Here is a 23,848-nt window from a genome sequence, read left to right on the forward strand (position 1 = left end):
AGTGATAAATTATTGAATAGTATTTCTAAACAAATAAAAAATTAATATAAACAAAGACTTAACTATACTAAATTATAAGTCAAATTAATATAAACTTTTGTAAAAAAGGAAAACGTCTAAGGTGTTGGAAATACTTAGGTGTAGATGGAACGCTAAAAAAACATAAAAAAACATAAAAAAAATGTTGAAAAAAATATAGAAATTTTGTATAATTAAAGATTTGAAAAGTGCGGTATACAAAGCCAATTCTTTTGTATATAATATATATAAATTAAGAAAAAGGAAGGGATATGTATGGCCAGGCGGTTATTTTTAGAAAGGATTGGACTTATATTTTTAGGTTCAGCAATATTAGCATTTGGAGTTTACAATTTTTATTATTTAAACAACATAACAGAAGGTGGAGTGTTAGGTATTTTACTACTGTTAAAAAATTTATTCAATATACAACCAGCAATAGCAAATGTTGTAATAGATGGTTTACTACTTTTAGTAGGATATAAATTTTTCGGTAAAAAGTTCCTAATATATTCAATAGTAGCTTCTATAACTTTTTCAGTGTTATATGACTTATTTGAAGCTATAGGACCTCTGGTACCACAATCACAAAATATGCTTTTATCAACTGTTTTGGCAGGTGTAACTGTTGGAACTGGTGTAGGTATAGTAGTAAAAGCAGGTTGTGCATCAGGAGGAGACGATGCTTTAGCATTAGTAATTTCTAAGACTACATCTTTGAACATAGGGCAAGTTTATTTAGCAACAGATGTTATTGTATTGTTGTTATCATTATTTTATCTATCAGCGTTTGATATATTTTATTCTTTGATTGCTGTTACAATTAGTGGTAAAGTAATTGATTTTATCTATTATCATGGTAAAAGTTTAGATATGGATATAAGTAATGACATAGTTCCAGAATGTTAATATAAATTAAATAACATTAGATTTTATTAAAGATGGCAAATTTGCCATCTTTTTTTGCGTCTAAATATTTATAGTAGACATTTTCTTATCTAGATTTTTATAAATTCAACATAATGAATTGTATTGGAATCTCTAGGAATACGGTTGCTAGATGTATGTTTTAAAAACTCAATTTTATATTTATGAAATACTAATCAGTAATAGATGTTTCTTAATCCTATCTTTATACCTAAAATGATAAGATAAATGAAGTAGCAATACAAAACTAAAATTTGTAAAAGAAATTAAATTAAATGGAGGAGTTAAAATGTTGGATATAGTTATGATAGCATTGTTACTCATAGGATTTATTTCCATGAAGTTGCTTGCTGACTGGTGTGGGAAACAAACTGAAAAAAAATAATGTATGGAGGGATTACCTATGTGGTTTCTGGCAGTTGTAATTATAATGTTAGTAATATATTTGGTGTATGCGCTTATTAATCCTGAAAAATTTTAAATAGTATAAGGCTAATAAGTAAGTTGAATTGGGGGGAACAATTTTTATGGTGCAGATAGTAATAGTGTTGGCAATTTTTATGATTTTAGTAATACCTATGGGCAAGTATTTATATCATATAGCCACTAATCAAAAAACATTTGGAGATAGACTATTTGATAAAGTAGACAATTGTATATATAAGGTATGTAGTATAGATAAGAAAAAAGAAATGAATTGGAAACAGTATGCCTTAGCTTTAGTATTTACAAATGCAGCTATGGTATTTATAGGATATATCATACTTAGAACTCAAAGTATGCATATCTTTAATCCAAGTGGAATTAAAGGCATGGAACAAGGTTTATCATTCAATACAATCATAAGTTTTATGACAAATACAAACCTTCAACATTATTCAGGTGAATCAGGGCTTTCATATTTTAGTCAGATGACAGTGATAATATACATGATGTTTACATCAGCAGCAACAGGATATTCAGCTGCGATGGCATTTGTAAGAGGTTTGGTTGGTAAAAAGAAAACAATGGGAAATTTTTATGTAGATTTAATTAGAATAACAACAAGAGTACTTTTGCCAGGAGCTTTAATTGTTGGGATTATATTAGTTACACAAGGAGTACCACAAACTTTTGCAGGAACAGAAACAGTGACTACTATAGAAGGAAAACTTCAAGATATAGCTAGAGGTCCTGTAGCAGCTCTTGAATCAATAAAACATTTAGGAACAAATGGTGGAGGATTCTTTGGTTCAAATTCATCACACCCATTTGAAAACCCAACTATAATATCAAATATAGTAGAAATGTTGTCTATGATGATATTACCAGGAGCTTGTGTTGTTGCATTTGGGCATATGATAAAGAATAAAAAACAAGGTTGGGTTGTATTTGGGGCAATGTCAATCATATTTTTAATAGGTCTAATGGTTTGTTTTAAAGCAGAGAGTTCAGGGAATCCTATTTTATCACAATTGGGGCTTAGTCAAAGTATGGGAAGTATGGAAGGTAAGGAAGTTAGATTTGGTATAGCACAATCTGCATTATTTACAACAGTAACAACTTCATTTACAACAGGTACAGTTAATAATATGCATGATACCTTAACTCCTTTAGGAGGTCTAGTACCACTTTTGAATATGATGTTAAATGTTGTATTTGGTGGTAAAGGTGTAGGTCTTATGAATATGTTGATGTACGCCATAATAGCAGTGTTTTTATGTGGATTAATGGTAGGAAGAACACCAGAATTTTTAACTAAGAAAATCGAAGGAAAAGAAATGAAGCTTATTGCTTTACTTATTATACTACACCCACTTTTGATACTTATGTTCTCTGGTCTTTCAGTTGCAGTACCAGCAGGGCTTGAAGGAATTTCAAATCCTGGATTCCATGGATTATCACAAGTATTATATGAATTTTCATCTTCAGCGGCCAATAATGGTTCAGGATTTGAAGGTCTAGGAGATAATACTATGTTTTGGAATATAACAACAGGTATAGTTATGTTCTTTGGAAGATATGTATCTATTATAATACTACTTGCTATATCAAGTTTATTGGCATCTAAGAAAGCTGTAAATGAAAGTATAGGAACACTTAGAACAGATAATTTCACATTTACAATAATTTTAGTACTGGTTGTTTTAATTGTTGGTGCTTTAACATTTTTCCCAGCCTTAGCGCTTGGACCTATTTCAGAGCATCTAGTGTTATGGCACTAAAAAATTGGGAGGGAGTAAAGTTTTATGGAAACTAAAAAAACAAAGTTTATTACAAAAGATATTTTCAAAACTTCCATTATAGAAGCTTTTAAAAAGTTAAATCCTAAATATATGATGAAAAATCCAGTTATGTTTGTTGTAGAGATTGGCTTTATAGTAACATTGATACTTACAATAATACCTAGCTTGTTTGGTGATGAAGGCAATAATTTAAGAGCCTATAATGGGATTGTGACAATAATATTATTTATAACAGTGCTTTTTGCAAATTTTGCTGAAGCTGTAGCTGAAGGTAGAGGAAAAGCACAAGCAGATACATTGAAGAAAACTAGAAAAGACACAGTAGCAAGGGTTTTGGATAAGCTAGGAAATGAAAAAATGATAAGTGCAAGCGAACTAAAACTTGGCGATATTGTTTTAGTAAATGCAGGGGAAGTTATTCCAAATGATGGAGAAGTTATAGAAGGAATAGCTTCTGTGGATGAATCAGCAATAACTGGAGAATCCGCACCTGTGATGAGAGAATCTGGTGGAGATTTCGCTTCTGTTACAGGGGGTACTACAGTTGTAAGTGACTGGTTAAAAATAAAAATAACAACAAAACCAGGGGAATCATTCTTAGATAAAATGATAGCTCTTGTAGAAGGTGCTTCAAGACAAAAAACGCCAAATGAGATTGCTTTAAATACATTGTTAGTGGGATTAACTCTTATATTTATGGTTGTATTAATCTCTCTTTATCCAATGGCAAATTATGCAGGGGTTAAGATTCCAATTTCTACTATGATAGCACTTTTGGTGTGCTTAATACCAACTACTATAGGTGGATTATTGTCAGCTATTGGTATTGCAGGTATGGATAGAGTAACGAGATTCAATGTTATTGCAATGTCAGGTAAAGCAGTAGAAGCTTGTGGTGATGTTGATACTATGATTTTGGATAAGACAGGTACTATTACCTATGGAAATAGACTTGCATCAGAATTTATAGCAGTTGGAAATGCAGACTCAAAAGACTTAATAAACTATTCTGTTATGTGTTCATTAAAAGATGATACACCAGAAGGAAAGTCTATAGTTGATTTAGGAATGAAATTAGGTTCAACAGGTAAAACAAAAGAAGCAGAGCAAGCTGAATTCGTAGAATTTTCTGCACAAACTAGAATGAGTGGGATTAATTTAGCTAATGGTAGCGCTATAAGAAAAGGTGCTTATGATAGTATAATAAAACGAGTAAAAGAATCTGGGGGAATAGTGCCAGAAGATTTAGAAGAAAATGTAAACAGAGTAGCTAAATTAGGAGGTACACCTTTAGTAGTATGTGTAGATAATGAGATATATGGAATTATCTACTTAAAGGATACAGTAAAATCAGGGCTTGTAGAAAGATTTGCTAGACTTCGTGAGATAGGAATAAAAACAATCATGTGTACGGGGGATAATCCTCTAACAGCAGCTACAATTGCAAGAGAAGCTGGAGTAGATGGATTTATTGCAGAATGTAAGCCAGAAGATAAAATAGATGCTATAAAGAAAGAACAATTAGAAGGTAAAATAGTAGCTATGACAGGTGATGGAACAAATGATGCTCCTGCACTTGCTCAGGCAGATGTAGGTCTTGCTATGAATAGTGGTACAACATCTGCAAAAGAAGCAGCAAACATGGTAGATTTAGATTCAGACCCAACTAAGATATTAGAAGTTGTTGAAATAGGAAAACAACTTTTAATAACTCGTGGAGCTTTGACAACTTTTAGTATAGCAAATGATGTTGCAAAATATTTTGCAATTATACCAGCTATATTTACTCTTGCAATACCTCAAATGGAGATATTAAATATAATGAAACTTTCTACATCATTTAGTGCGATATTATCAGCTTTAATATTTAATGCTATAATCATCCCATGTTTAATACCTCTTGCAATGAAAGGCGTAAAATATAGACCTATGAAATCACAAGCTATGTTAATGAGAAATATGATTATCTTTGGTCTTGGAGGAGTTATAGTTCCATTTTTAGGAATAAAATTAATTGATTTATTAATTACACCTTTAGTAATGGTTCTTAATTTAGGTTAATAAATGGAGGATATAAAAATGAAAACATTAAAACCGGCATTGCTTGTAAGTCTTGTATTGTTAGTTGTTTGTGGACTTGTATATCCACTTGCTCTGACAGGCGTAAGTCAAGTTGCATTTAGAGATAAAGCTAATGGAAGTATGATAGAAGTAAATGGTGTAAAAGTAGGTTCAGAACTTATTGGTCAAAACTTTACAGATGCTAGATTCTTTAAAGGAAGAGTATCATCAATAAACTATAATACTTATACAAAAGAAGATTTAAAACCAGATAAAGATGGAAATGCATCTTATGGAGGCGTTTCATCAGGCTCTTTTAATTATGGAGCTACAAATCCAGAACTTCGTGATAGAGTACAAAAAGATATAGAAAAGTTTTTAAAGGATAATCCGACTGTCAAAAAAGGAGATATACCAACAGACTTACTTACAGCATCAGGTTCAGGTCTTGACCCTAATGTAAGTCCAGCTTCTGCAAAGGTTCAGATACCTGCTGTAGCAAAAGCATCAGGGATATCAGAAAATAAATTACAAAAAATTGTAGATGATAATACTTCTAAAAAACTGTTTGGAGTTTTAGGTGAAGATAGGGTAAATGTGTTAAAGGTTAATATAGAGGTAGCAAAAATATTAGGTCTTGTATAGTATTTTGTAGAGCTTTTGTAGCAAAGTATTATGTATGACTTAGTCTAAAGCTTTATATTTAAAAGGTGGAAATCGATAATGATTTTCACTTTTTTTGTTTGAACATTACTAATATTTGGAATAAAACGATTGAAAGTATAAAATCCAAAAAAAGGTTGCATTATCAAAATGATAATACTATAATATATTTATCGTTATCAATTTGATAATAGATTTAGACATATAGGAGGAAGTAGTATGTTATATAATAACGCATTAGAGTTGATAGGAAACACACCTGTAGTAAGGTTGAACAATTTAGGATGTACTAACGGGTGTTTTAACATATATGTAAAATTAGAAAAAGTAAATCCAGCAGGAAGTATAAAAGACAGAGCAGTTTATGAAATGTTAGAAGGATTAGAGAAAAGAGGCGAATTAAAAAAAGGAGATGTCTTAGTCGAAGCTACTAGTGGTAATACTGGTATTGCATTATCTATGATAGGAAAATTAAAAGGATATGAAGTAATAATAGTAATGCCTGAGACTATGAGCATTGAGAGAAGAGACTTAATGAAGGCATATGGAGCAAATTTGGTGCTTACAGATGGAAAAGCTGGAATGGCAGGTTCCATAGAAAAAGCAAATGAACTTTTAAGAGAAAATCCAAACTATAAAAGTTTAAAACAATTTGAAAATAAAGATAATCCAAACGCACATTATAAAACAACAGCAGTTGAAATTATGAATGATGTTAAAGATTTAGATATATTTGTATGTGGAGTTGGAACAGGTGGTACTTTAATAGGGACTGCAAGGTATTTAAAAGAACAAAATCCAAATATAAAAGTAATCGCACTTGAACCAAAAAAATCTCCAGCTATATCAGAAAACAAAACTGGACCTCACAAAATACAAGGAATAGGTGCCAACTTTGTTCCTGAAAATTATGATTCTAGTGTAGTTGATGAAGTAATATTAGTAGATGATGAAGATGCATTTGAAACAGTTAAATTACTTGCAGCAAAAGAGGGTATTTTAGTGGGTATATCTTCTGGAGCAAATATATTTGGAGCTATGGAAATGGCGAAAAAATATCCAGATAAAAAGATAGTAACAGTAGCTCCAGATGGAGTAGATAAGTATATGTCCATGGGACTATTTTAAAAATTTTATTTTAGGGAGTGAATACTTTGTTTAAGAAAATAAATAAAGATATTGAATATATAATGAAAAATGATCCAGCAGCTAGGTCTAAGGTAGAAGTATTTTTACTTTATCCATCAGTACATGCAATGATAATGCATAGGATGGCTCATACTCTTTACAAGAAAAATATGCTTTTTACAGCAAGACTAATATCTCAGATATCCAGATTTATGACTGGTATAGAAATACATCCTGGAGCTAAAATGGGAGAAGGTATATTAATAGACCATGGAATGGGTGTTGTAATCGGAGAAACAGCAGAAGTAGGTAATAGAGTAACAATATACCAAGGAGCTACTTTAGGAGCCACAGGAAAAGACACAGGAAAGAGACATCCAACTGTTGGTGATGATGTATTGATTGGAGCTGGAACAAAGATATTAGGACCTTTAAATATTGGTTCCAATTCAAAAATTGGTGCAAATTCTGTTGTCGTTAAGGATGTGCCTAATGGAGCAACAGTTGTTGGTATACCAGCAAAAATAGTAAAAATAAGAAATTTAGAACCTGTAAAAAAGAATAAAAAAGAAGCATCCTATGAGTATGATGAATTAGATAATGTGTATTATATATAGAATTGGTATGATTATAAAAGAAAATTTATGAAAATTATTTTAAAAGGTATTTTTTTCAAATTTGGGGACATAATAAAAAAGAACTAAATGTTAAAGTTTTGGTTCATAAATCTTTGACAAACAAGATTTTAAATTTGTAGTGTTTAGGAGGATTTTATTATGAAAGCAGATGTTAATCAAGATACTTGTATAGGTTGTGGATTATGTCCATCAATATGTCCAGAAGTATTTGATATGAATGATGATGGTAAATCACATGTTATAGTTGATGAAATACCAAGTGATGCTGAAGAATCAGCAAAAGAAGCTAGAGAAAGCTGTCCAGTTGATGCAATAGATGTGCATTAATAAAATAAATGCCTATAAAAATTGAATTTTCAATTTTTATAGGCATTTGTCTTTTATTCAGTTAAGATTTCAAATCCTGTTTCTGTAACTAAAACCATACATTCCCATTGAGCAGACAATTTACCATCCTCTGTATAGATAGTCCAATTATTTTCTTTATCAACAAAAATTTCATGAGTACCTTCATTTACCATTGGTTCTATTGTAAATATCATTCCAGGAACTAATAACATCTCAGTTCCTTTTTTAGATACATAACTTACAAATGGGTCTTCATGGAAACTTAATCCAACCCCATGACCACCAATTTCTCTTACAACAGAGTACCCATTTTTTTGAGCATAGGAATTAATAGCATCTCCTATATCACCCAAGAATCCCCATGGTTTAGTAGCATCAAGACCTTTTTGAACACATTCTTTAGTAACCTGAACTAATTTTCTTGCATTTTCTTTAACATTTCCTATCATAAACATTCTTGAAGCATCTGAGTAGTATCCATTAAAAATAGTAGAAACATCTACATTGATAATATCTCCATCTTTTAAGATAATATCTTTACTAGGAATACCATGACAAACTTCGTTGTTTATGGATGTACATACACTTTTAGGAAATCCATTATAATCCAAAGGAGCAGGAATGGCTCCATTTTGTAGTGTAAAGTCATGTACTAGTTTATTTATATCCTCTGTGGACATTCCAATTTCAATTTTATCTGAAATATAATCTAAAATTTTTGTATTTATTACTGCACTCTTTTTTATTTCTTCAATTTGTGTTGGATTTTTAATAATATCATGAGTTGGCACAATATGACCTAACTTTGCAAATGAATCTATTTTATTATCCATATCTATATGGCATTTTTTATATTTTTTAGTACTTCCACACCAACAACTATCATTTCTATTCAACTTCATAGCTCTTCATCCTTCTTCTATTATTTATTTAAATTATGGTTTACATAAACTATTTTAAAACATAGCCATTATGAACATTATAACATAAATAATAAGAAATCTTTTAATGATAGTACTTTATCAAAAATATAAATTGTCATCTTATTATTATTTATGAAGAGGGTATAGTTAAATATGTTATTGAAAGTTAGGGTATTTAATAGTTTAATTCAAGTTGTTCAAGAAAACCATATGTTAAAGGACAATTTTCTTTTAAGATATTTCTTGAAACTTCATCAAGATAGTAGTGTACAAATGACTCTGCAAAAAATTCTTCTATAAACTTACTAATGTAGGCATGTGCAATTTGCTTAGGGTCGTAAAGTTTATATCTTTCTTGAGCAAATATTTCCATAAATTCTTCTGAACTTGATTTTTTATTTAAAACATTTTTGTCTATAGCATGTGCAGTTTCATGTAATTCTAAATTTTTAGCTGAATGTACATTTGCATAGCTAGGATTACTGTAGCCTATTTTAACTACGATAGAATTGTTTCTATATATACCAGGTACATCTTTCCAAGTTTTGCCTGATCTTACCCAACATGGTGGTAACTGATGTTTTAAATCCTTAAATTCTGACTCATCAGTTAAGTTTGAATTTATTAATTTTATTTTTATATCCTTTTCTTTAAGTGTTTGTAAATACTTAGTATTTATATTTGCAATCCTATTTTTCATATTTTCAACTTCATCTTTGTCATAGTCTAAGTCATCAGGAAGTATAAGCATTTGCTCAATTATATCTATATTGTTTTCTTTTATCTCTTCATCTTTTTCATCAAATTCAGATTGAAGAGTATCACTTTCATAGATAGTTATATTTGTATTGTTTTCTATAGGATAAGAGTGGATATTTTCTAAGTCTAAAATATTCATTTGTTGTAAAATATTTTTTGTCTCACCACTCCAAACCACTAAAGAAAGCGAATTAAAGTTAATTAATGGATTTTCTTTTATTTTTGTCTCATTGCTTATATCAACATCAAATACATATTCAATCGAGTCTTCTATGCTAAGCCCATCTGTATTCTTTTTAATGTATAAATATGCTTGTTTTAATTCTATATAAATGTCATCTAAAGACTCATCATAAAATTCTGATAAATTTTTGATGAAGAGTTCTTCATTTAAAAGTTCATTTTTATCAGTTATACTTTCGATTAAAGTGTTAATTTCTTTTATCATATCAGAGATACTTATTTTTCTATTTGCTTTTTCATTAGATACATTGCATGGCGCAAGAGCAATGCAATAAAAATCTTTTTCTTTTTTGTAAAAGGCTTTAAGTGATTTTGATAAAAGTGTAAAATCTACACCTATCTGTAGATTAACTTTAAGTAATTCCTTTTTAGATAATTTAGTATTATTGCTTTTAGCTATAATTAAATTGTTTTCCATAATCATTGCCCCCTTTTTATTAGGGTATCATAATTTTTTTATATGTGTCAATTTATTTTTTTGAAAATTATAATTTTTTTGAAAATTTTATTTTTTATAATTTGTGAATTTTTTATTATAAAAATAAAAACGTTATTATTGTGTCAAATTTTAGCGTTATACTTATATAGAATGGATTTTATACATCTACATTAGAACTAACACTAAGAAGGTTACATATGCAAAATACATGCCATTTTTATCAATTCTATAATATAATATTTATATATTTAATAAGGATGTGATTTGAGATGTATTTTACATATATTATAAGATGTAAAGATGGTTCTCTATATACTGGATATACTAGTAATATAGTTAGAAGAATGAATGAACATAAGTTGGGAATTAATTCAAAATATACAAGGGCAAAGGGATTTAAAAAACTAGAAGTTTATTTTGTAACCAATACAAAAAGTAATGCAATGAAATTGGAATGTTATATAAAGAAATTAACTAGAAACAAAAAATTATCTATAATAAAAAAACCAGAGATACTTATAGATTTAATTGATAATAAAGATGCTTATATTGTTGGAAAAGAAATAGAACAATTAACATAAATATTAGCATTAACATTATAATAAGTGTATATGATGTAAAACTTGACAATAAATACTATTGTAATATAATGAAGTTATAAATATAATAAATTAAAATAGCTAGGGGAGCCAAGAGCTGAGAGGAATACCGACCCTTACACCTGATCTGGATAATACCAGCGTAGGAAAGCTTAGTATAAAACTTAAGTGTATATTATTTATGATATATGCGATTTCTAAGCTATACCTATTGTAGGTATAGCTTTTTTAATTAAGTTATTTAAATTAAACTTTAGGAGGGAATAAATGAGTAATTATAAAATACCAACACTTACAATCGCTGGGTCAGATTCATCTGGAGGAGCTGGAATTCAAGCTGATTTGAAGACTTTTAGTGCAATTGGTACTTATGGTATGAGTGTAATAACAGCTATAACAGCACAAAATACTCAAGGAGTTTTTGCAGTAGAAGATTTAAGTAAGGAAATAATAAAAAAACAGATAGAGGCAGTATTTGAAGATATACCTCCAAAAGCTGTAAAAATAGGAATGGTTTCAAGTCCTGAGATTATACTTGAAATAGTTGAAAATATAAAGAAATACAATCCAAAATATTTGGTAGTAGACCCTGTAATGATATCTAAAAGTGGATATTATTTATTAAAGCCAGAAGCAAAAGAAAATCTAATTAAATACTTGATGCCACTTGCATACATAATTACACCAAACATCCCAGAGGCAGAAGAAATCACAGGAATAAAAATAAATAATATAGATGATATGAATAGAGTAGGAAAAGAAATACTACAACTTGGTCCTAAATTTGTCCTTATGAAAGGGGGGCATTTAGATGGAGAAGCAGTAGATATTTTAGTTGGTAAAAATATGTTTAAAGTTTATAAAAGTGAAAGAATTGATAAAAAAAATACACATGGAACAGGATGTACATTATCTTCTGCAATAACATCCTATTTGGCATTAGGTTATGAAATAACAGAAGCAGTAAATTTAAGTAAACTCTATATAACAGAAGCAATAAAAAATAGTTTTGATATAGGTCATGGAGTAGGACCAGTGCATCATTTTTATAAATTTGAATAATAAAAAATTGTTGGAGGTTGGCTATGTATAATTTAATTAAAGATGTAAAAGAATCAAATCCATTGGTAATTCATTATACTAATAATGTAACTATAAATGACTGTGCCAATGTAACTTTAGCTATAGGAGCAAGTCCTCTTATGAGCTTCTCATATGAGGAAGTAGAAGAAATAGTAAGTATAGCAAATTCTGTAGTAATAAATATAGGAACGATGAATTCAAATATGTTAGATTTATTTTTATTAGCAGGAAAAGCAGCAAATAAGTATAATAAACCTGTTATATTAGACCCAGTGGGAGTATTTGCAAGTAAAGCTAGAGCAGAACTAACAAACAAACTTTTAAATGAAGTCAAATTTAATGTAGTTAAAGGTAATATGGCAGAAATAAAGTTTATAGGTGGTTTTGATGTAAGGGGAAAAGGTGTAGATTCATTTGACTATGAAGAAGATTCTACTGATATAATAAAAAAAGTTTCTGAAAAACTTGAATGTATAGTAGTAGCAACTGGAAAAACAGATATAATAACTGATAGTAAAAATACATATAAAATAAATAATGGAACTGATAAATTAAAAGGAGTTACAGGAACTGGATGTATGACTGCAAGTTTAATTGCAAGTTTCATGGCTATTACTGAGAATACATTAAAAGCAGCTACAATGGGTGTTCTTACAATGTCTTTAAGTGGAGAGCTGGCAAATCTAAATAATCCACCAATAGGAACATTTAAAGAGAATCTTATGAATACTATTTATAAAATGGATATAGATACTTTAAGTAAAAATTCTAATATTGAATTTTTAAATGAATAAAGGTTTAAGAGGAGACTTAAAATGATAGATAAAGAAAACTTAAAAAAAGACTTAAAATTATATTTAGTAACTGACTCTGAAATGCTTGAAGGTAGAGATTTCTATAAGTGTATTGAAGATGCAATAACTTCTGGAATCACAACTGTACAACTTAGAGAAAAAAATGCTTCTGGAAGAGCGTTTTTAAAAAAGGCTATGAAGCTTAGAGAAATAACTAGAAGATATGGTATTAAGTTTATAGTTAATGATAGAGTTGATATAGCACTTATCTGCGATGCAGATGGAGTACATGTAGGTCAAAGTGATATTGATGCGAGAGAAGTTAGAAAGCTTATAGGAAATGATAAGATACTAGGAGTATCAGCAAGAACTTTAGAAGAAGCTATCTGTGCAAAAAATGATGGTGCAGATTATTTAGGTATAGGGTCTATATTTACAACATCTACTAAATTAGATGCAAAATCTGCTTCATTTGAAACTGTCAAAGTAATTAAAGAAAAAGTAGATATACCATTTGTACTAATTGGAGGCATAAAATTGGATAATATAGATAAACTTAAGAGCTTAAATAGCGATGGGTATGCTATAATATCTGCTATATTAAAATCCGAAAATATATCTAAAGAAGTGGAAAAGTGGACATTAATAATATAAAATTAGTTCTAGTAGTGAAAAAAATGGAAAAATTTGATATAATTTAAGAGTGAATTTAAAAAGTTATAAATGACAAACTTTTCTACATATACTTTTTAATCAAGGGATATGTAGATTTGATTAAAAAGGAGTTATTAATGATTAGGATATTGTTAGTGTGTGTTGGAGGTATGTCTTCTACTTTATTGGTAAATAAAATGGAGAAAGATGCAAAAAAAAGAAATATAGATTGTAAAATATGGGCAGTCGGAGAAGGCGATATAAAATCGGAACTCGATAATTTTGATATTTTACTTCTTGGACCACAGCTTAGATTTATGTTTGATGATGTAAAATCTATAGTTGGAGATAGAGCTCCAGTATCTATAATAGATATGGTAAACTATGGTACTTGTAATGGTCATGCTGTATTAAATTCAGTCTTAGAAATATTAAAATAAATCATCTATAGTGAACTCTATTATATAGAGTTCACTTTTTATTATAATTTTATAATTTAACTTACCATTTCCTTTTTTAGTCTCCACATAGCAAGTGAAAAACTTGCACAGCATAATATTAAAAATAACAGGATAACAGGTAATATATCTCCAATAAGAATAGCCTCGCCAAATATTAAGCTACGTAAAGCATTAATAACATGGGTAAATGGATTGAGCATAACAGCTATTTTTAATCCTCCAGATAAATTTTCTATAGGGAAAAGAGCTGAACTTAAAAAGAAAATAGGAAGTACAATTGCAGTCATAATTGTTTCATAAATTATTTCATTTGGCAATAATAGACTTATAGAATAAGCTAGACTTGATAAAAAAAATGCAGTCATAAATATTAGTATTATCATAAGCATAATTCCTCCAATGCCAGATTCTATCCTTACTGAGAAGAATATACTTACTACACATAAAATAGTTACTTCTAAGAAGGAAACTAAGATAGCTTCTAGTAATTGACCAAAAACAATTGAATATCTACTAATAGGTGCAATTAAAACCCTATAGAAACTTCCACTATTCTTCATTATGAAGTTGATGATACCACCACTACTACATGAGGAAAATATAACTAGAATAATAATACCTGGTAGTATAAAAGCGGTATAATTACTAATATTCATATTACTCATAGTTTGATTTGCAATAGAGCTATAAAGTACAAGCCAAAGAAAAGGTTGTAATATAGTAACTATAAACGAGATTGGATTTTTAAAACGCCATTTCATACTACGCCATAAGATATTTAACATTCCCATTCCTCCTTTAAGCCTTTTTTAGAACTTGTTAATGCTAAAAAAACATCTTCAAGACTTGGCTCTACAATTTCTATTGCATCAAATTTTATGTCATGTTCTAAAAGCCACTTATTTATTGAAGTAAAAGCAACTCTACTATCCTGTACACTTATAAAAATTGAATTCTCTCTTATACTCATAAACTTGGCTAATCCAATATTTTTAATTTCATCTTTATATTTTTTTATATCTTTGATGTCATGAAAAGCTATACGAAGTATATTTTGTCTGATATAGCCACGTAAACTAGATGGCGTTCCATGTGCCAAATCTTTTCCATTTTTCATAATACAAATATTATCACTCAATTGTTCAGCTTCTTCAAGATAATGAGTAGTTAGAAATATAGTTGTGCCATACTCATCTCTAATTTTTAATAACATATCCCACATAGATTTTCTTGAATCTACATCCATACCAACAGTTGGTTCATCCAGAAATAGAATTTTAGGAGATGATACCATATTCATAGCTATGTCTAATCTACGCTTCACTCCACCAGAATATGATGAAGTGGGATATTTTAAGTAGTTAGATAACTCAAATTTATCAATTAAAGACTCTATTCTTTGTTTTGCAATTTGTGGTTCTACTTTATACATCTTGCTTTGAAATACCATATTTTCCATAAGAGACAGGTGTTCATCAATAGAGACTTGTTGTGCTACACAAGCAATCTGAGTACGTATCCAAGAAGGATTATCTACTAAATCTTTTCCAAAGACTGTTACATTTCCAGATGTAGGTTTATAAAAGGTGGTCAAAATGTTGATAAGAGAAGATTTACCAGCTCCATTAGGACCAAGTAAAGAAAAAATCTCTCCAGCATTTACATTAAAACTTAGACCATTTAAAGCTTTCACACCATTTTTATATTCTTTTACTAAATTATCTATTTTAATTGCTATCATATGTTATTCCTCCTCTTTAAGTGGAAATATGATTTCTGTAATATATTTATCTGGATTTCCTTTTATCAGCATACCTGGCCCTTTAATGAATACTTCTCTCCAAGGAGTTTGTATTTCTATATTATTTTCATGAATGTATTTAAATATCATTTCGTACGTTTTAGGTAAAGTACTATATGAGCCTATGTGAGTGAAAAACAAAGCTTTTGTTTTAGGAAATTCTTTTATGGTTACACCAATGCGATTTGGAGTTTCAGAAGTTGGAACACATAATTCCATTTCTCCAAAACCAGTTTTTTGGTCAACATTATAGTAACAGAAGAATGGAGCCCCATTAGATTTTCCCTTTATAGATTTAAATACATTTGGAAAGTACTTTGTTGCTTCAGTAATAGGTCCGTTATAACGCATAGTAGCTGCTGCGACTGGTTCAATATTTTTGATTTCAATTTTATAACTCATTTGTTTACCTCCTAATATGTGTTAATATTTTTACTAGATTTTTAAGAGTTAATACAGATAAGATTTTTGACTGGTTGATAATATATAATCTTATCTCATTTACTTGTTTTCAAGTCTAACATAACATAAAATATATATCCTCTCATTTGATGCTCCATTTTGTAAAGTTATTATTTAAGCTTTACATTTAACTCTTTAATAAATTAAAGTTAGGGTTAAATAATAAAAAAGTATTTACAAATTAAGTGTATTAATCGTATAATACACTTAATAGAATATTAAAGAAGGTCTGAACTGAATGTGTATTTTTTTAAAGTAAGTGTACTAACGTATTAATACACTAGAATAGGAGGAATCATGAATTTTGAACTAGATAATACAACTCCCATTTATTTGCAAATAGTAAAGCATATAAAAAGACAAATAGTAACAGGAGAGTTGAAACCAGGAGAGACAATACCCTCAAGGAGAGAAATGGCACTTAATCTAAAAGTAAATTTAAATACTGTTCAAAGAGCATACAAGGAGATGGGTGATATGAATATAATAAATACTTTTAAAAACTATCAAAGTAGTGTAACAGTTGATGAGAATATATTAAAAAACTTAAAATTAGAGCTTATAAATGAGTCTTTATCTGTTTTTATAGAAAATATGAAAGCAATAAATGTTACGAAAGAAGAAGTTTTAAAGATAATAGAAGATGAATATTAGCCTTTTAACAAATATAAAACTCAATTTAGAAAGTCTATTGTACAAGTGTATTAAATATGGAGGATATTAAATATGATAGAAATAAAGAATGTCAGTAAAACATATAAAAGGATGCAAGGGATTAAAATAAGAAAAATAGATGCTTTAAAGAGTGTAAGCTTTAATATAGAAAAAGGTAAAATAACTGCGTTACTTGGAATAAATGGAGTTGGTAAATCAACCATGTTAAAAGCAATAGCAGGGCTTATAAGCATTGATAGTGGAGAGATTCTTATAGATGGAGCAAAAATAAATGAAAAGATATATAATAAACTAGCATTTGTCCCAGATGTAGAGTCTCATTTTAGTAATACAACAATAAAAGAAACCTTTGAATTTATGGAAATATTTTATCCAAAATGGAATAAAGAAAAATCAAAAGAAATGATGAACATATTCAGATTAGATGAAGATGAAATAATTGATAATTTATCAAAAGGAAATATTGCAAGAGTAAAATTAATACTTGGATTTTGCCAAGACCCAGAGTATATACTACTTGATGAACCATTTACAGGAATTGATTTGTTTAAGAGGGAAGAGTTTATAGGGGTAATAGCACAATATATGGAGGAAAATCAAGCTATTATCATAACTACTCATGAAATAGTAGAGATAGAAAGCTTAGTAGATGAGGTCATAATTCTTGATGAAGGGAAGATTATAACTTCATTTAATGCAGAAGAATTAAGAGAAAGAGAAGGGAAATCTATATTAGATAAAATGAGGGAGGTATATAAGAATGAATAAACTTCTATATCTAATAAATGTAGATTTGAGAAGAAGCAATAGGTTTTATATAGCTTATATATCATTTTTTTCATTAATTACACTTAGTTTAAATTTATTTGAAATGAATAAATTTAAAAACTCTAGATTTATTATGAACTTAGCAATAGAAGATTTTGGAGGTATATTTTATGGAATAGGTATACTTAGTAACCTTGGATTTATCCAAAACATATTGTTCTTTGGTATGTTGGGAATCTTTATATACTATGTTTTTATGTGGAAAAGAGAGTTTTTTTCAAAAAATCAAAGCATTTATACACTTATGATGTTACCACAAAATAAGTTTAAGATTTGTATAACTAAGTCAATTGCTTTGATAACAATGATATATGGTTTTTTGATAAGTCAGATAGCAATATTATTTATATGTAAATATATATTTAATTTTATTTTTAGAAATATGCCGATAATCAACATGTCTTTCGCACAAGATCTATATTATTTTAATTTAAGAAATATGCCTGTTGATTTTATATCTTTTATGGAGATATATGTTTTTTTACTACTTATAGCTATTTCTTTTGTAAATTGTTGTATATTATTTATATTTTCTTATATAAATAGACCTCATGTAATTTTAATCGCTTTTGTAGTTTTAATAGGCTTATATTTTTCAACAGTATATATAAATATAATCAATTTATTTAGAAAATATTATCAGTTCATTGGAATACAATTTAATACTTTAGTAACTGGTTTACTAAGTTTTTTAATTATAATGTCTATTCTAAATGGAATATCTTATTTTCTAATTAAAAAGAAAGTATCTCTTTAGGAGGGGTGGTATGAAATTAAAATCTAAAATATCTATACTTATTATATTTTTGACTTTAGCAATATATTTTAGTATAGGTTTGTTAAATAATGAAGACAATTTGAAGATAAAAACTATAAAAGGTGACCCAGATGAATTAGACTATATAAACATAAATTTTGGATATGATTTTAATGGATATATAAATTCACATTATACAATAAATGGAAACAATAAAATTAAAAAGACTGAATTAGTAAAACTACAAAAAGATAGTGAGAATACGAATAATTTAATTGATGTATCTAGTGGTTCTGATTTAATTGCTCATGTTGGTTTTGAAACGAATGATGATTCAAAAGAGATAAATTTTGTTATAGATGAGAAAAAAGAAGATTTGGACAAAGGTGTATTTGCATCTGAAGGGAGTGATAAGGGCATTGAATATGAAAAACTAGATATGAATAATTTTACAAGAACAAAATATAAAGTAGATAAAAATACTGATGATTATTATGCAAAGATACTATCATCAAAAAGATATAAAAAAGACTTATATGTGTCTGTCCTTTATGCTGAAAGTTATTCATCAAAAAATAATAAAGAATATTCAAGCACTATAGATATAATAAAAATCAATCCAGAAAATAAAAAAATACAGATAATAAAAAGTATAAATTTAAGTAATTATTTTTCTAAAAAATACAAAAACATAGAAACTATTGGCGTAAGTTATGCTAGCAAATATGAAGATAAGATGTATATTTTAGTAAATGTATCAAAGGCAAGTACAGGTGATAATAGTGATTCTAAATTTAATTTACTTGAGTATAATCTTGAAGAAAATAAAGAAAAAATAATGGAATTAAAAACAGATAGTAAAATGACTTTAGAAAAAGCAAAGTTAGAAGATAATAAATTATACATGGTAATGTCAAATGCTTATGATGATAATTCAAATATAGAGTTAAATTTACTTACCTATAATATGTTAGATAAAAATTTAAGTGAAGATAAATATGTTTTAGAAGGTAGAGATAAAAGAGAAATTGGAAGTGTTGAAATTGATTCAAACAAAATCATTGTATATACATCAAAGCAAAGCTCTATATTATCTTGGGATAATAAATATATGTTATATATAATAAATAAAAAGTCTAAGGAAGTGGTATACGAAGGGGAATTACAATTTAACAGTTCAAATAGTATGCTAGAATTTGAAATAAAGTAGGTGAATTAATGAAAGATTTAATGAAATTATTCGAATTTGAATTAAAAAGAAATATAAAAAACTATGTATTTATAATAATTTTTTGCTGTTCTTTTGTGATTTTAAATATAGTAAACAACTTAAATGACTATAATTACATAATAGAAAATGCAGTTAAAAAAGAACAGTTAACAAAAATAGGAGATACAATAGAAACAGCAAATATCATAGGTTTTTCAAGTTTCAGAAATATAATGAGTTCTACAGATTTATGGTTTATATTTGGTATAATCGCATGTATTTGCTATGCTTTTTTTATTTGGTACAGGGATTTTGATGGAAAGAGTAAATCTATATATACACTTATAATGTTACCTAAAAATAGAATCAATATCTATATATCTAAATTATTAAATATATTATTTCTAGTATATAGTTACACAATAATATTTACAATAACTTTGTTTATTATGAGTAAGTTGTTGCCTAATTATATGCTGGGGGATATTGTAAGTTATGGATTTATACAAGAAACAATATATAATTTGAAAATATTACTTCCATATAGTTTTGAAATACTGCTTGTAGAGTATATATTTTTACTGATAGGATGTGTATCTGTAGTGTTTACATCAATTCTTATAAATAAGTCTACTTATAAACTAAGCACTTTAATAAGTTTCATGTTTTTAGTTTTGGAAATTTTAATATTTATAATTTCTGTAGTATTTATTATACCTTATGAATACAGTAATATATTTATTTCCTTATATTCAAGTATAAACATATTTGTATGTAGTTTTATATCTAATAAACTTTTGAAGCAGAAGATTGACTTTTAGGAGGTGTATTATGAAAGAAAAAAATATAGGAAAATATACAATATGTTTTATAATAATGTGCTTATTAATGATTGTCATGACTTCAATATTGAGTTATTTTAATAAGGACAAACTATCTATAAATACTTTAAAGGGTAATATAAAAGATATAGGGAAAGCAAGCTTAGTATATACGCCTAACATAAATAAATTTTCTTATGAAGAGGTAATTGTAAGTAAGAATGGAATAAAAAATGATACAAATCCTAAATTAAAAATTAGAAATGATTATCTAAATATTGATAAGAAATACAGTGATTTTATCAATGATAAAGGATTTGAATTTTTATATAAAGATGATTTAAATATAGGAGAAGCATACTCTTCTGTTAAGTCTAGTTTGGAGCAAGAGAGGGTTAATTTAAATGATTGCATAAAGATTACAAATAAAAATTTAAAAAGTGGTGTAGAAGAAAATTTTGATATTAGTTTAAAGAAATCTGATTTTAAAGAAAATAGTTGGCAAACTGTGTTTAATAAAATATATAAAGGTAACTTATATATGGTAGTTAGTGAAACTAATCTTTCGGGCTCTAAAGTTAATAATATCTGCATATTAAAGATAGATATAAAAGATAAGTCTTATAAATTGTTAAATAGATTTAACTTAGACTTACATAATGGATATCAGCAAAATATCCATGAAATCAAATTTTCTATAGGAAGCAAAATCTATTTAGAAATAGTAAACAATAAAAGTACAAATGGAGATATTGAAGGATATGATAATTATTCCAATTTTATCGTATATGATATAGAAGATAACACTTTTAATATGAGTAATAAATTTATGGATAATCTAAATCAAGAAAAAAATGCCAATCAAAAAGAGATGGGATTATTAAGCAAAACTAAGTTAGATTACGTTGTTAAAAATAGTAAGCTAAATCTTATAGCTACAGATAGTAGTAATTCTATAATCAATCTTGTTTATGATATTAATGCAAATAATATTAAACTAGAAGATTATGAGATACTTGATTTTAAAGTAGACTATAGTGATACATCATCTGGAATTAGGAAAGTTAAGTTATTAGATGATAAGATATATTCTATTTCAAGTATAAAAGAGAATCTATCAGGAGAAAAAAAAGGAAGTAGAGGGGTTTTTGATGTAATTGGAACTAAACCAATAAAATTTCAAGTATTTGATATGAAACTTAGAAAGATATTATATGAAGCTGAGTTAATAAATGGAGATGTGAGTTTACATGATAAGTTATTTTTTGTTGCTAATTAGATGGTAGTATTAATTGTATCACTTTAGGTTGCTATATATTTACTATAGATTAAATATAAATAAGATGAGATAATCAAAAATATATTTTGATTATTTTGTCTTATTTTTAAATTTAATATAAAAATATTTTTTAATATTTTCTGTGTTATATCATTTTTTAACTTGTATTTAATTCACTAAGATTTGAAATAGAATGAGTATAGTGGTAAAATTAATTATTAGAATATTAAAAATAATAAATAAATAATACATTATAATTAAAAGGGGGAGTACTTTAAGATGAACAAAAAATATATTAAAGCAGGAAATTTAATTGATTAAAAAATAGCTACGCACACTTGTGACTTTAGTCGTGAGTTAGTAGCTAAAATAGTCAGCATATAGGGAAACTTATATGTAGAGATAGGATAGAACCTATCCAATACTACTTGAATTGCTGGAAACCCCTAAAGCTAACCAAACTAAAACATAAGGATGAAATAAACCTAAGTGTGAAAGTTACGAAAGTAGAAAAAATTGGTTAGATGGTATAAGGTTAAACCCTAAGTACTTTAAAATGGGCAATCAGCAGGTAAGCTCCTAAGTAGGAGAAACTTCAACGACTATTCCTCTTGAGGGAAGTACACTACAAGCTATTGGTAGTGGAAGTGGGTAGACCTTAACGGATAATGCCGAAGGATAAGATATAGTCTGTGCTTGCATGAAAGTGTAAGAAGTTCATAAGAGAACTGCATAGGTAGTAGCGAACTTATGTGAACGACAACCTCAAAAATGATAAAAGTTAGGACTTACGGTTCTTAAATATGTTATTTAAAAATAAATATAAAACCTTCGAAATAATTGTTTTAAATAATTACGTTTGTTAATATTATAATGGGTGATGAAAAATAGAAGTTACTCGGATATGTATATTAATAATCATAAAAAACAATTAAAGTGAGGTGATAGTAGTGGAAAAAGCTTATAAGTTTAGAATGTATCCAAATAAAAAACAGCAAGAGTTAATTAATAAAACTTTTGGATGTTGTAGATTTGTATATAATAAGTATCTTGCTAAAAAAATAGAAGTTTATGAAAACGATAAAGACATTTTTACTTATAAACAGTGTAGTTCTGATTTGACCAATTTAAAAAAGGAATTAGAGTGGCTTAAAGAACCTGACAAATTTTCACTACAAAATACCTTAAAAGATTTAGAAAACGCATATAAAAAATTCTTTAAAGAAAATGCAGGATTTCCTAAATTTAAATCAAAGAAAACTAATAGATTTTCATATAGAACTAACTTTACCAATGGAAATATTATGTACTTTAGTCAATATATAAAATTACCTAAACTTGGTATGGTTAAAGTAAGGGATAAACAAGTACCTCAAGGGAGAATACTTAATGCTACTGTATCCAAAGAACCAAGTGGAAAATATTATGTATCATTATGTTGTACTTATATAGATATTAAAGCATTTGAAAATACTAATAGTCAGATAGGTTTAGATTTAGGAATTAAAGAATTTTGTATCTCAAGTTTTGGAGAATTTATAGAAAATCCTAAGTATCTTCAAAAGTCATTAAACAAACTTGCTAAATTACAAAGAGAATTATCGAGAAAAACAATTGGTAGTTTAAATAGAAATAAAGCAAGGTTAAAAGTTGCAAGACTTCAAGAACATATAGCTAATCAAAGGAAGGATTTTCTACAAAAACTATCTACTAAATTAATACGAGAGAATGATATTATTTGCATAGAAGATTTACAAGTAAAGAATATGACTAGAAATCGTAAATTATCTCTTTCTATTTCTGATGTGTCATGGTCAGAATTTGTTCGTCAATTAGAATATAAGGCTAATTGGTATGGTAGACAAATTGTAAAGGTAGGTAAATTCTTTGCAAGTTCACAAATATGCAATAAATGTGGGTACAAAAACGAGGAAGTTAAGAATTTAAATATAAGAGAATGGATTTGTCCTTGTTGTAATGTAACTCATGATAGAGATATAAATGCAAGTATAAATATATTAAAAGAAGGATTAAGACTAATAACAGTTTAAA

At 27.7% G+C, this 23,848-nt stretch carries 25 protein-coding genes and 1 riboswitch; of the genes, 20 read left to right on the forward strand and 5 right to left on the reverse strand.

What is annotated here, in order from left to right:
* Nucleotides 1–294 precede the first annotated feature (294 nt).
* The 8 genes from ACTG44_RS08405 to ACTG44_RS08440 all read left to right on the forward strand — a co-directional run bounded on the left by ACTG44_RS08405 (nt 295) and on the right by ACTG44_RS08440 (nt 7,987).
* A complete protein-coding gene (locus ACTG44_RS08405; RefSeq protein WP_021384339.1) occupies nt 295–927 on the forward strand; it encodes a YitT family protein in 633 nt (210 codons plus the stop codon).
* A 421-nt stretch (nt 928–1,348) separates the two neighbouring features.
* Nucleotides 1,349–1,426, forward strand: a complete 78-nt coding sequence (gene kdpF / locus ACTG44_RS08410; RefSeq protein ID WP_154106831.1) for a K(+)-transporting ATPase subunit F — start codon at nt 1,349–1,351, stop codon at nt 1,424–1,426.
* Between the two features lie 46 nt (nt 1,427–1,472).
* Nucleotides 1,473–3,149, forward strand: a complete 1,677-nt coding sequence (gene kdpA, locus ACTG44_RS08415; RefSeq protein WP_479918593.1) for a potassium-transporting ATPase subunit KdpA — start codon at nt 1,473–1,475, stop codon at nt 3,147–3,149.
* Nucleotides 3,150–3,173: 24 nt separating this feature from the next.
* A complete protein-coding gene (kdpB, locus tag ACTG44_RS08420) occupies nt 3,174–5,231 on the forward strand; it encodes a potassium-transporting ATPase subunit KdpB (protein WP_021384347.1) in 2,058 nt (685 codons plus the stop codon).
* A gap of 18 nt (nt 5,232–5,249) precedes the next feature.
* Nucleotides 5,250–5,876 (forward strand): K(+)-transporting ATPase subunit C, encoded by a 627-nt coding sequence (locus ACTG44_RS08425; RefSeq protein WP_479918594.1) that lies wholly within the window; start codon nt 5,250–5,252, stop codon nt 5,874–5,876.
* Nucleotides 5,877–6,113: 237 nt separating this feature from the next.
* A complete protein-coding gene (cysK, locus tag ACTG44_RS08430) occupies nt 6,114–7,022 on the forward strand; it encodes a cysteine synthase A (protein WP_479918595.1) in 909 nt (302 codons plus the stop codon).
* 26 nt (nt 7,023–7,048) lie between these two features.
* Nucleotides 7,049–7,639 carry a serine O-acetyltransferase EpsC gene (gene epsC / locus ACTG44_RS08435; protein ID WP_479918596.1) on the forward strand — a complete coding sequence of 197 codons (591 nt, stop codon included), beginning with the start codon at nt 7,049–7,051 and terminating at the stop codon, nt 7,637–7,639.
* A 159-nt stretch (nt 7,640–7,798) separates the two neighbouring features.
* Nucleotides 7,799–7,987 (forward strand): ferredoxin, encoded by a 189-nt coding sequence (locus tag ACTG44_RS08440; RefSeq protein WP_021384372.1) that lies wholly within the window; start codon nt 7,799–7,801, stop codon nt 7,985–7,987.
* 53 nt (nt 7,988–8,040) lie between these two features.
* On the opposite strand, the gene ACTG44_RS08445 is transcribed toward ACTG44_RS08440, so the two are convergent.
* Nucleotides 8,041–8,910, reverse strand: a complete 870-nt coding sequence (locus ACTG44_RS08445; protein ID WP_479918597.1) for a methionyl aminopeptidase — start codon at nt 8,908–8,910, stop codon at nt 8,041–8,043.
* Nucleotides 8,911–9,106: 196 nt separating this feature from the next.
* Nucleotides 9,107–10,351: an anthrax toxin lethal factor-related metalloendopeptidase gene (locus ACTG44_RS08450; protein WP_479918598.1), complete on the reverse strand. Its 1,245-nt coding sequence runs from the start codon at nt 10,349–10,351 to the stop codon at nt 9,107–9,109.
* Between the two features lie 290 nt (nt 10,352–10,641).
* Between ACTG44_RS08450 and ACTG44_RS08455 the strand changes: the two genes are divergently transcribed.
* From ACTG44_RS08455 to ACTG44_RS08475, 5 genes are all read left to right on the forward strand, one after another.
* Nucleotides 10,642–10,953, forward strand: a complete 312-nt coding sequence (locus tag ACTG44_RS08455) for a GIY-YIG nuclease family protein (protein ID WP_479918599.1) — start codon at nt 10,642–10,644, stop codon at nt 10,951–10,953.
* 91 nt (nt 10,954–11,044) lie between these two features.
* Nucleotides 11,045–11,137, forward strand: a riboswitch (TPP riboswitch).
* A gap of 101 nt (nt 11,138–11,238) precedes the next feature.
* Entirely contained in the window at nt 11,239–12,033 is a 795-nt protein-coding gene (gene thiD / locus ACTG44_RS08460) for a bifunctional hydroxymethylpyrimidine kinase/phosphomethylpyrimidine kinase (protein ID WP_021384361.1), read from the forward strand.
* A gap of 23 nt (nt 12,034–12,056) precedes the next feature.
* Nucleotides 12,057–12,848, forward strand: a complete 792-nt coding sequence (thiM, locus tag ACTG44_RS08465) for a hydroxyethylthiazole kinase (RefSeq protein ID WP_479918600.1) — start codon at nt 12,057–12,059, stop codon at nt 12,846–12,848.
* A gap of 21 nt (nt 12,849–12,869) precedes the next feature.
* Nucleotides 12,870–13,502 carry a thiamine phosphate synthase gene (gene thiE / locus ACTG44_RS08470; protein WP_479918601.1) on the forward strand — a complete coding sequence of 211 codons (633 nt, stop codon included), beginning with the start codon at nt 12,870–12,872 and terminating at the stop codon, nt 13,500–13,502.
* 137 nt (nt 13,503–13,639) lie between these two features.
* Complete coding sequence (locus tag ACTG44_RS08475) at nt 13,640–13,942, forward strand: PTS sugar transporter subunit IIB (RefSeq protein WP_003420211.1); 303 nt, start codon at nt 13,640–13,642, stop codon at nt 13,940–13,942.
* Nucleotides 13,943–13,998: 56 nt separating this feature from the next.
* Here ACTG44_RS08475 and ACTG44_RS08480 read toward each other — a convergent pair whose 3' ends face one another.
* The 3 genes from ACTG44_RS08480 to ACTG44_RS08490 are packed head-to-tail and all read right to left on the reverse strand — an operon-like array spanning nt 13,999 to nt 16,166.
* Nucleotides 13,999–14,748, reverse strand: a complete 750-nt coding sequence (locus ACTG44_RS08480; protein ID WP_479918602.1) for an ABC transporter permease — start codon at nt 14,746–14,748, stop codon at nt 13,999–14,001.
* The gene (locus tag ACTG44_RS08485) at nt 14,742–15,704 is read right to left on the reverse strand and encodes an ABC transporter ATP-binding protein (RefSeq protein ID WP_021384366.1); all 963 of its coding nucleotides are present in this window, start codon (nt 15,702–15,704) and stop codon (nt 14,742–14,744) included. Before ACTG44_RS08485 ends, ACTG44_RS08480 begins: the two co-directional genes overlap by 7 nt.
* 3 nt (nt 15,705–15,707) lie before the next feature.
* Entirely contained in the window at nt 15,708–16,166 is a 459-nt protein-coding gene (locus ACTG44_RS08490; RefSeq protein WP_479918603.1) for a GyrI-like domain-containing protein, read from the reverse strand.
* A 357-nt stretch (nt 16,167–16,523) separates the two neighbouring features.
* Here ACTG44_RS08490 and ACTG44_RS08495 point away from each other — a divergent pair, with 357 nt between their 5' ends.
* The 7 genes from ACTG44_RS08495 to tnpB all read left to right on the forward strand — a co-directional run bounded on the left by ACTG44_RS08495 (nt 16,524) and on the right by tnpB (nt 23,847).
* Entirely contained in the window at nt 16,524–16,880 is a 357-nt protein-coding gene (locus ACTG44_RS08495) for a GntR family transcriptional regulator (protein WP_021384333.1), read from the forward strand.
* A 72-nt stretch (nt 16,881–16,952) separates the two neighbouring features.
* Complete coding sequence (locus ACTG44_RS08500) at nt 16,953–17,669, forward strand: ABC transporter ATP-binding protein (protein WP_021384335.1); 717 nt, start codon at nt 16,953–16,955, stop codon at nt 17,667–17,669.
* Nucleotides 17,662–18,486: an ABC transporter permease gene (locus tag ACTG44_RS08505; protein ID WP_479918604.1), complete on the forward strand. Its 825-nt coding sequence runs from the start codon at nt 17,662–17,664 to the stop codon at nt 18,484–18,486. Before ACTG44_RS08500 ends, ACTG44_RS08505 begins: the two co-directional genes overlap by 8 nt.
* 10 nt (nt 18,487–18,496) lie before the next feature.
* Nucleotides 18,497–19,696, forward strand: a complete 1,200-nt coding sequence (locus ACTG44_RS08510; protein WP_479921587.1) for a hypothetical protein — start codon at nt 18,497–18,499, stop codon at nt 19,694–19,696.
* An 8-nt stretch (nt 19,697–19,704) separates the two neighbouring features.
* Nucleotides 19,705–20,517 carry an ABC-2 transporter family protein gene (locus ACTG44_RS08515; protein ID WP_021384365.1) on the forward strand — a complete coding sequence of 271 codons (813 nt, stop codon included), beginning with the start codon at nt 19,705–19,707 and terminating at the stop codon, nt 20,515–20,517.
* A gap of 10 nt (nt 20,518–20,527) precedes the next feature.
* Nucleotides 20,528–21,796 carry a hypothetical protein gene (locus ACTG44_RS08520; RefSeq protein WP_479920158.1) on the forward strand — a complete coding sequence of 423 codons (1,269 nt, stop codon included), beginning with the start codon at nt 20,528–20,530 and terminating at the stop codon, nt 21,794–21,796.
* 941 nt (nt 21,797–22,737) lie between these two features.
* A complete protein-coding gene (gene tnpB, locus ACTG44_RS08525; RefSeq protein ID WP_479921588.1) occupies nt 22,738–23,847 on the forward strand; it encodes an IS200/IS605 family element RNA-guided endonuclease TnpB in 1,110 nt (369 codons plus the stop codon).
* Nucleotide 23,848 lies beyond the last annotated feature (1 nt).

Source organism: Clostridioides sp. LIBA-2809 (assembly GCF_056688965.1).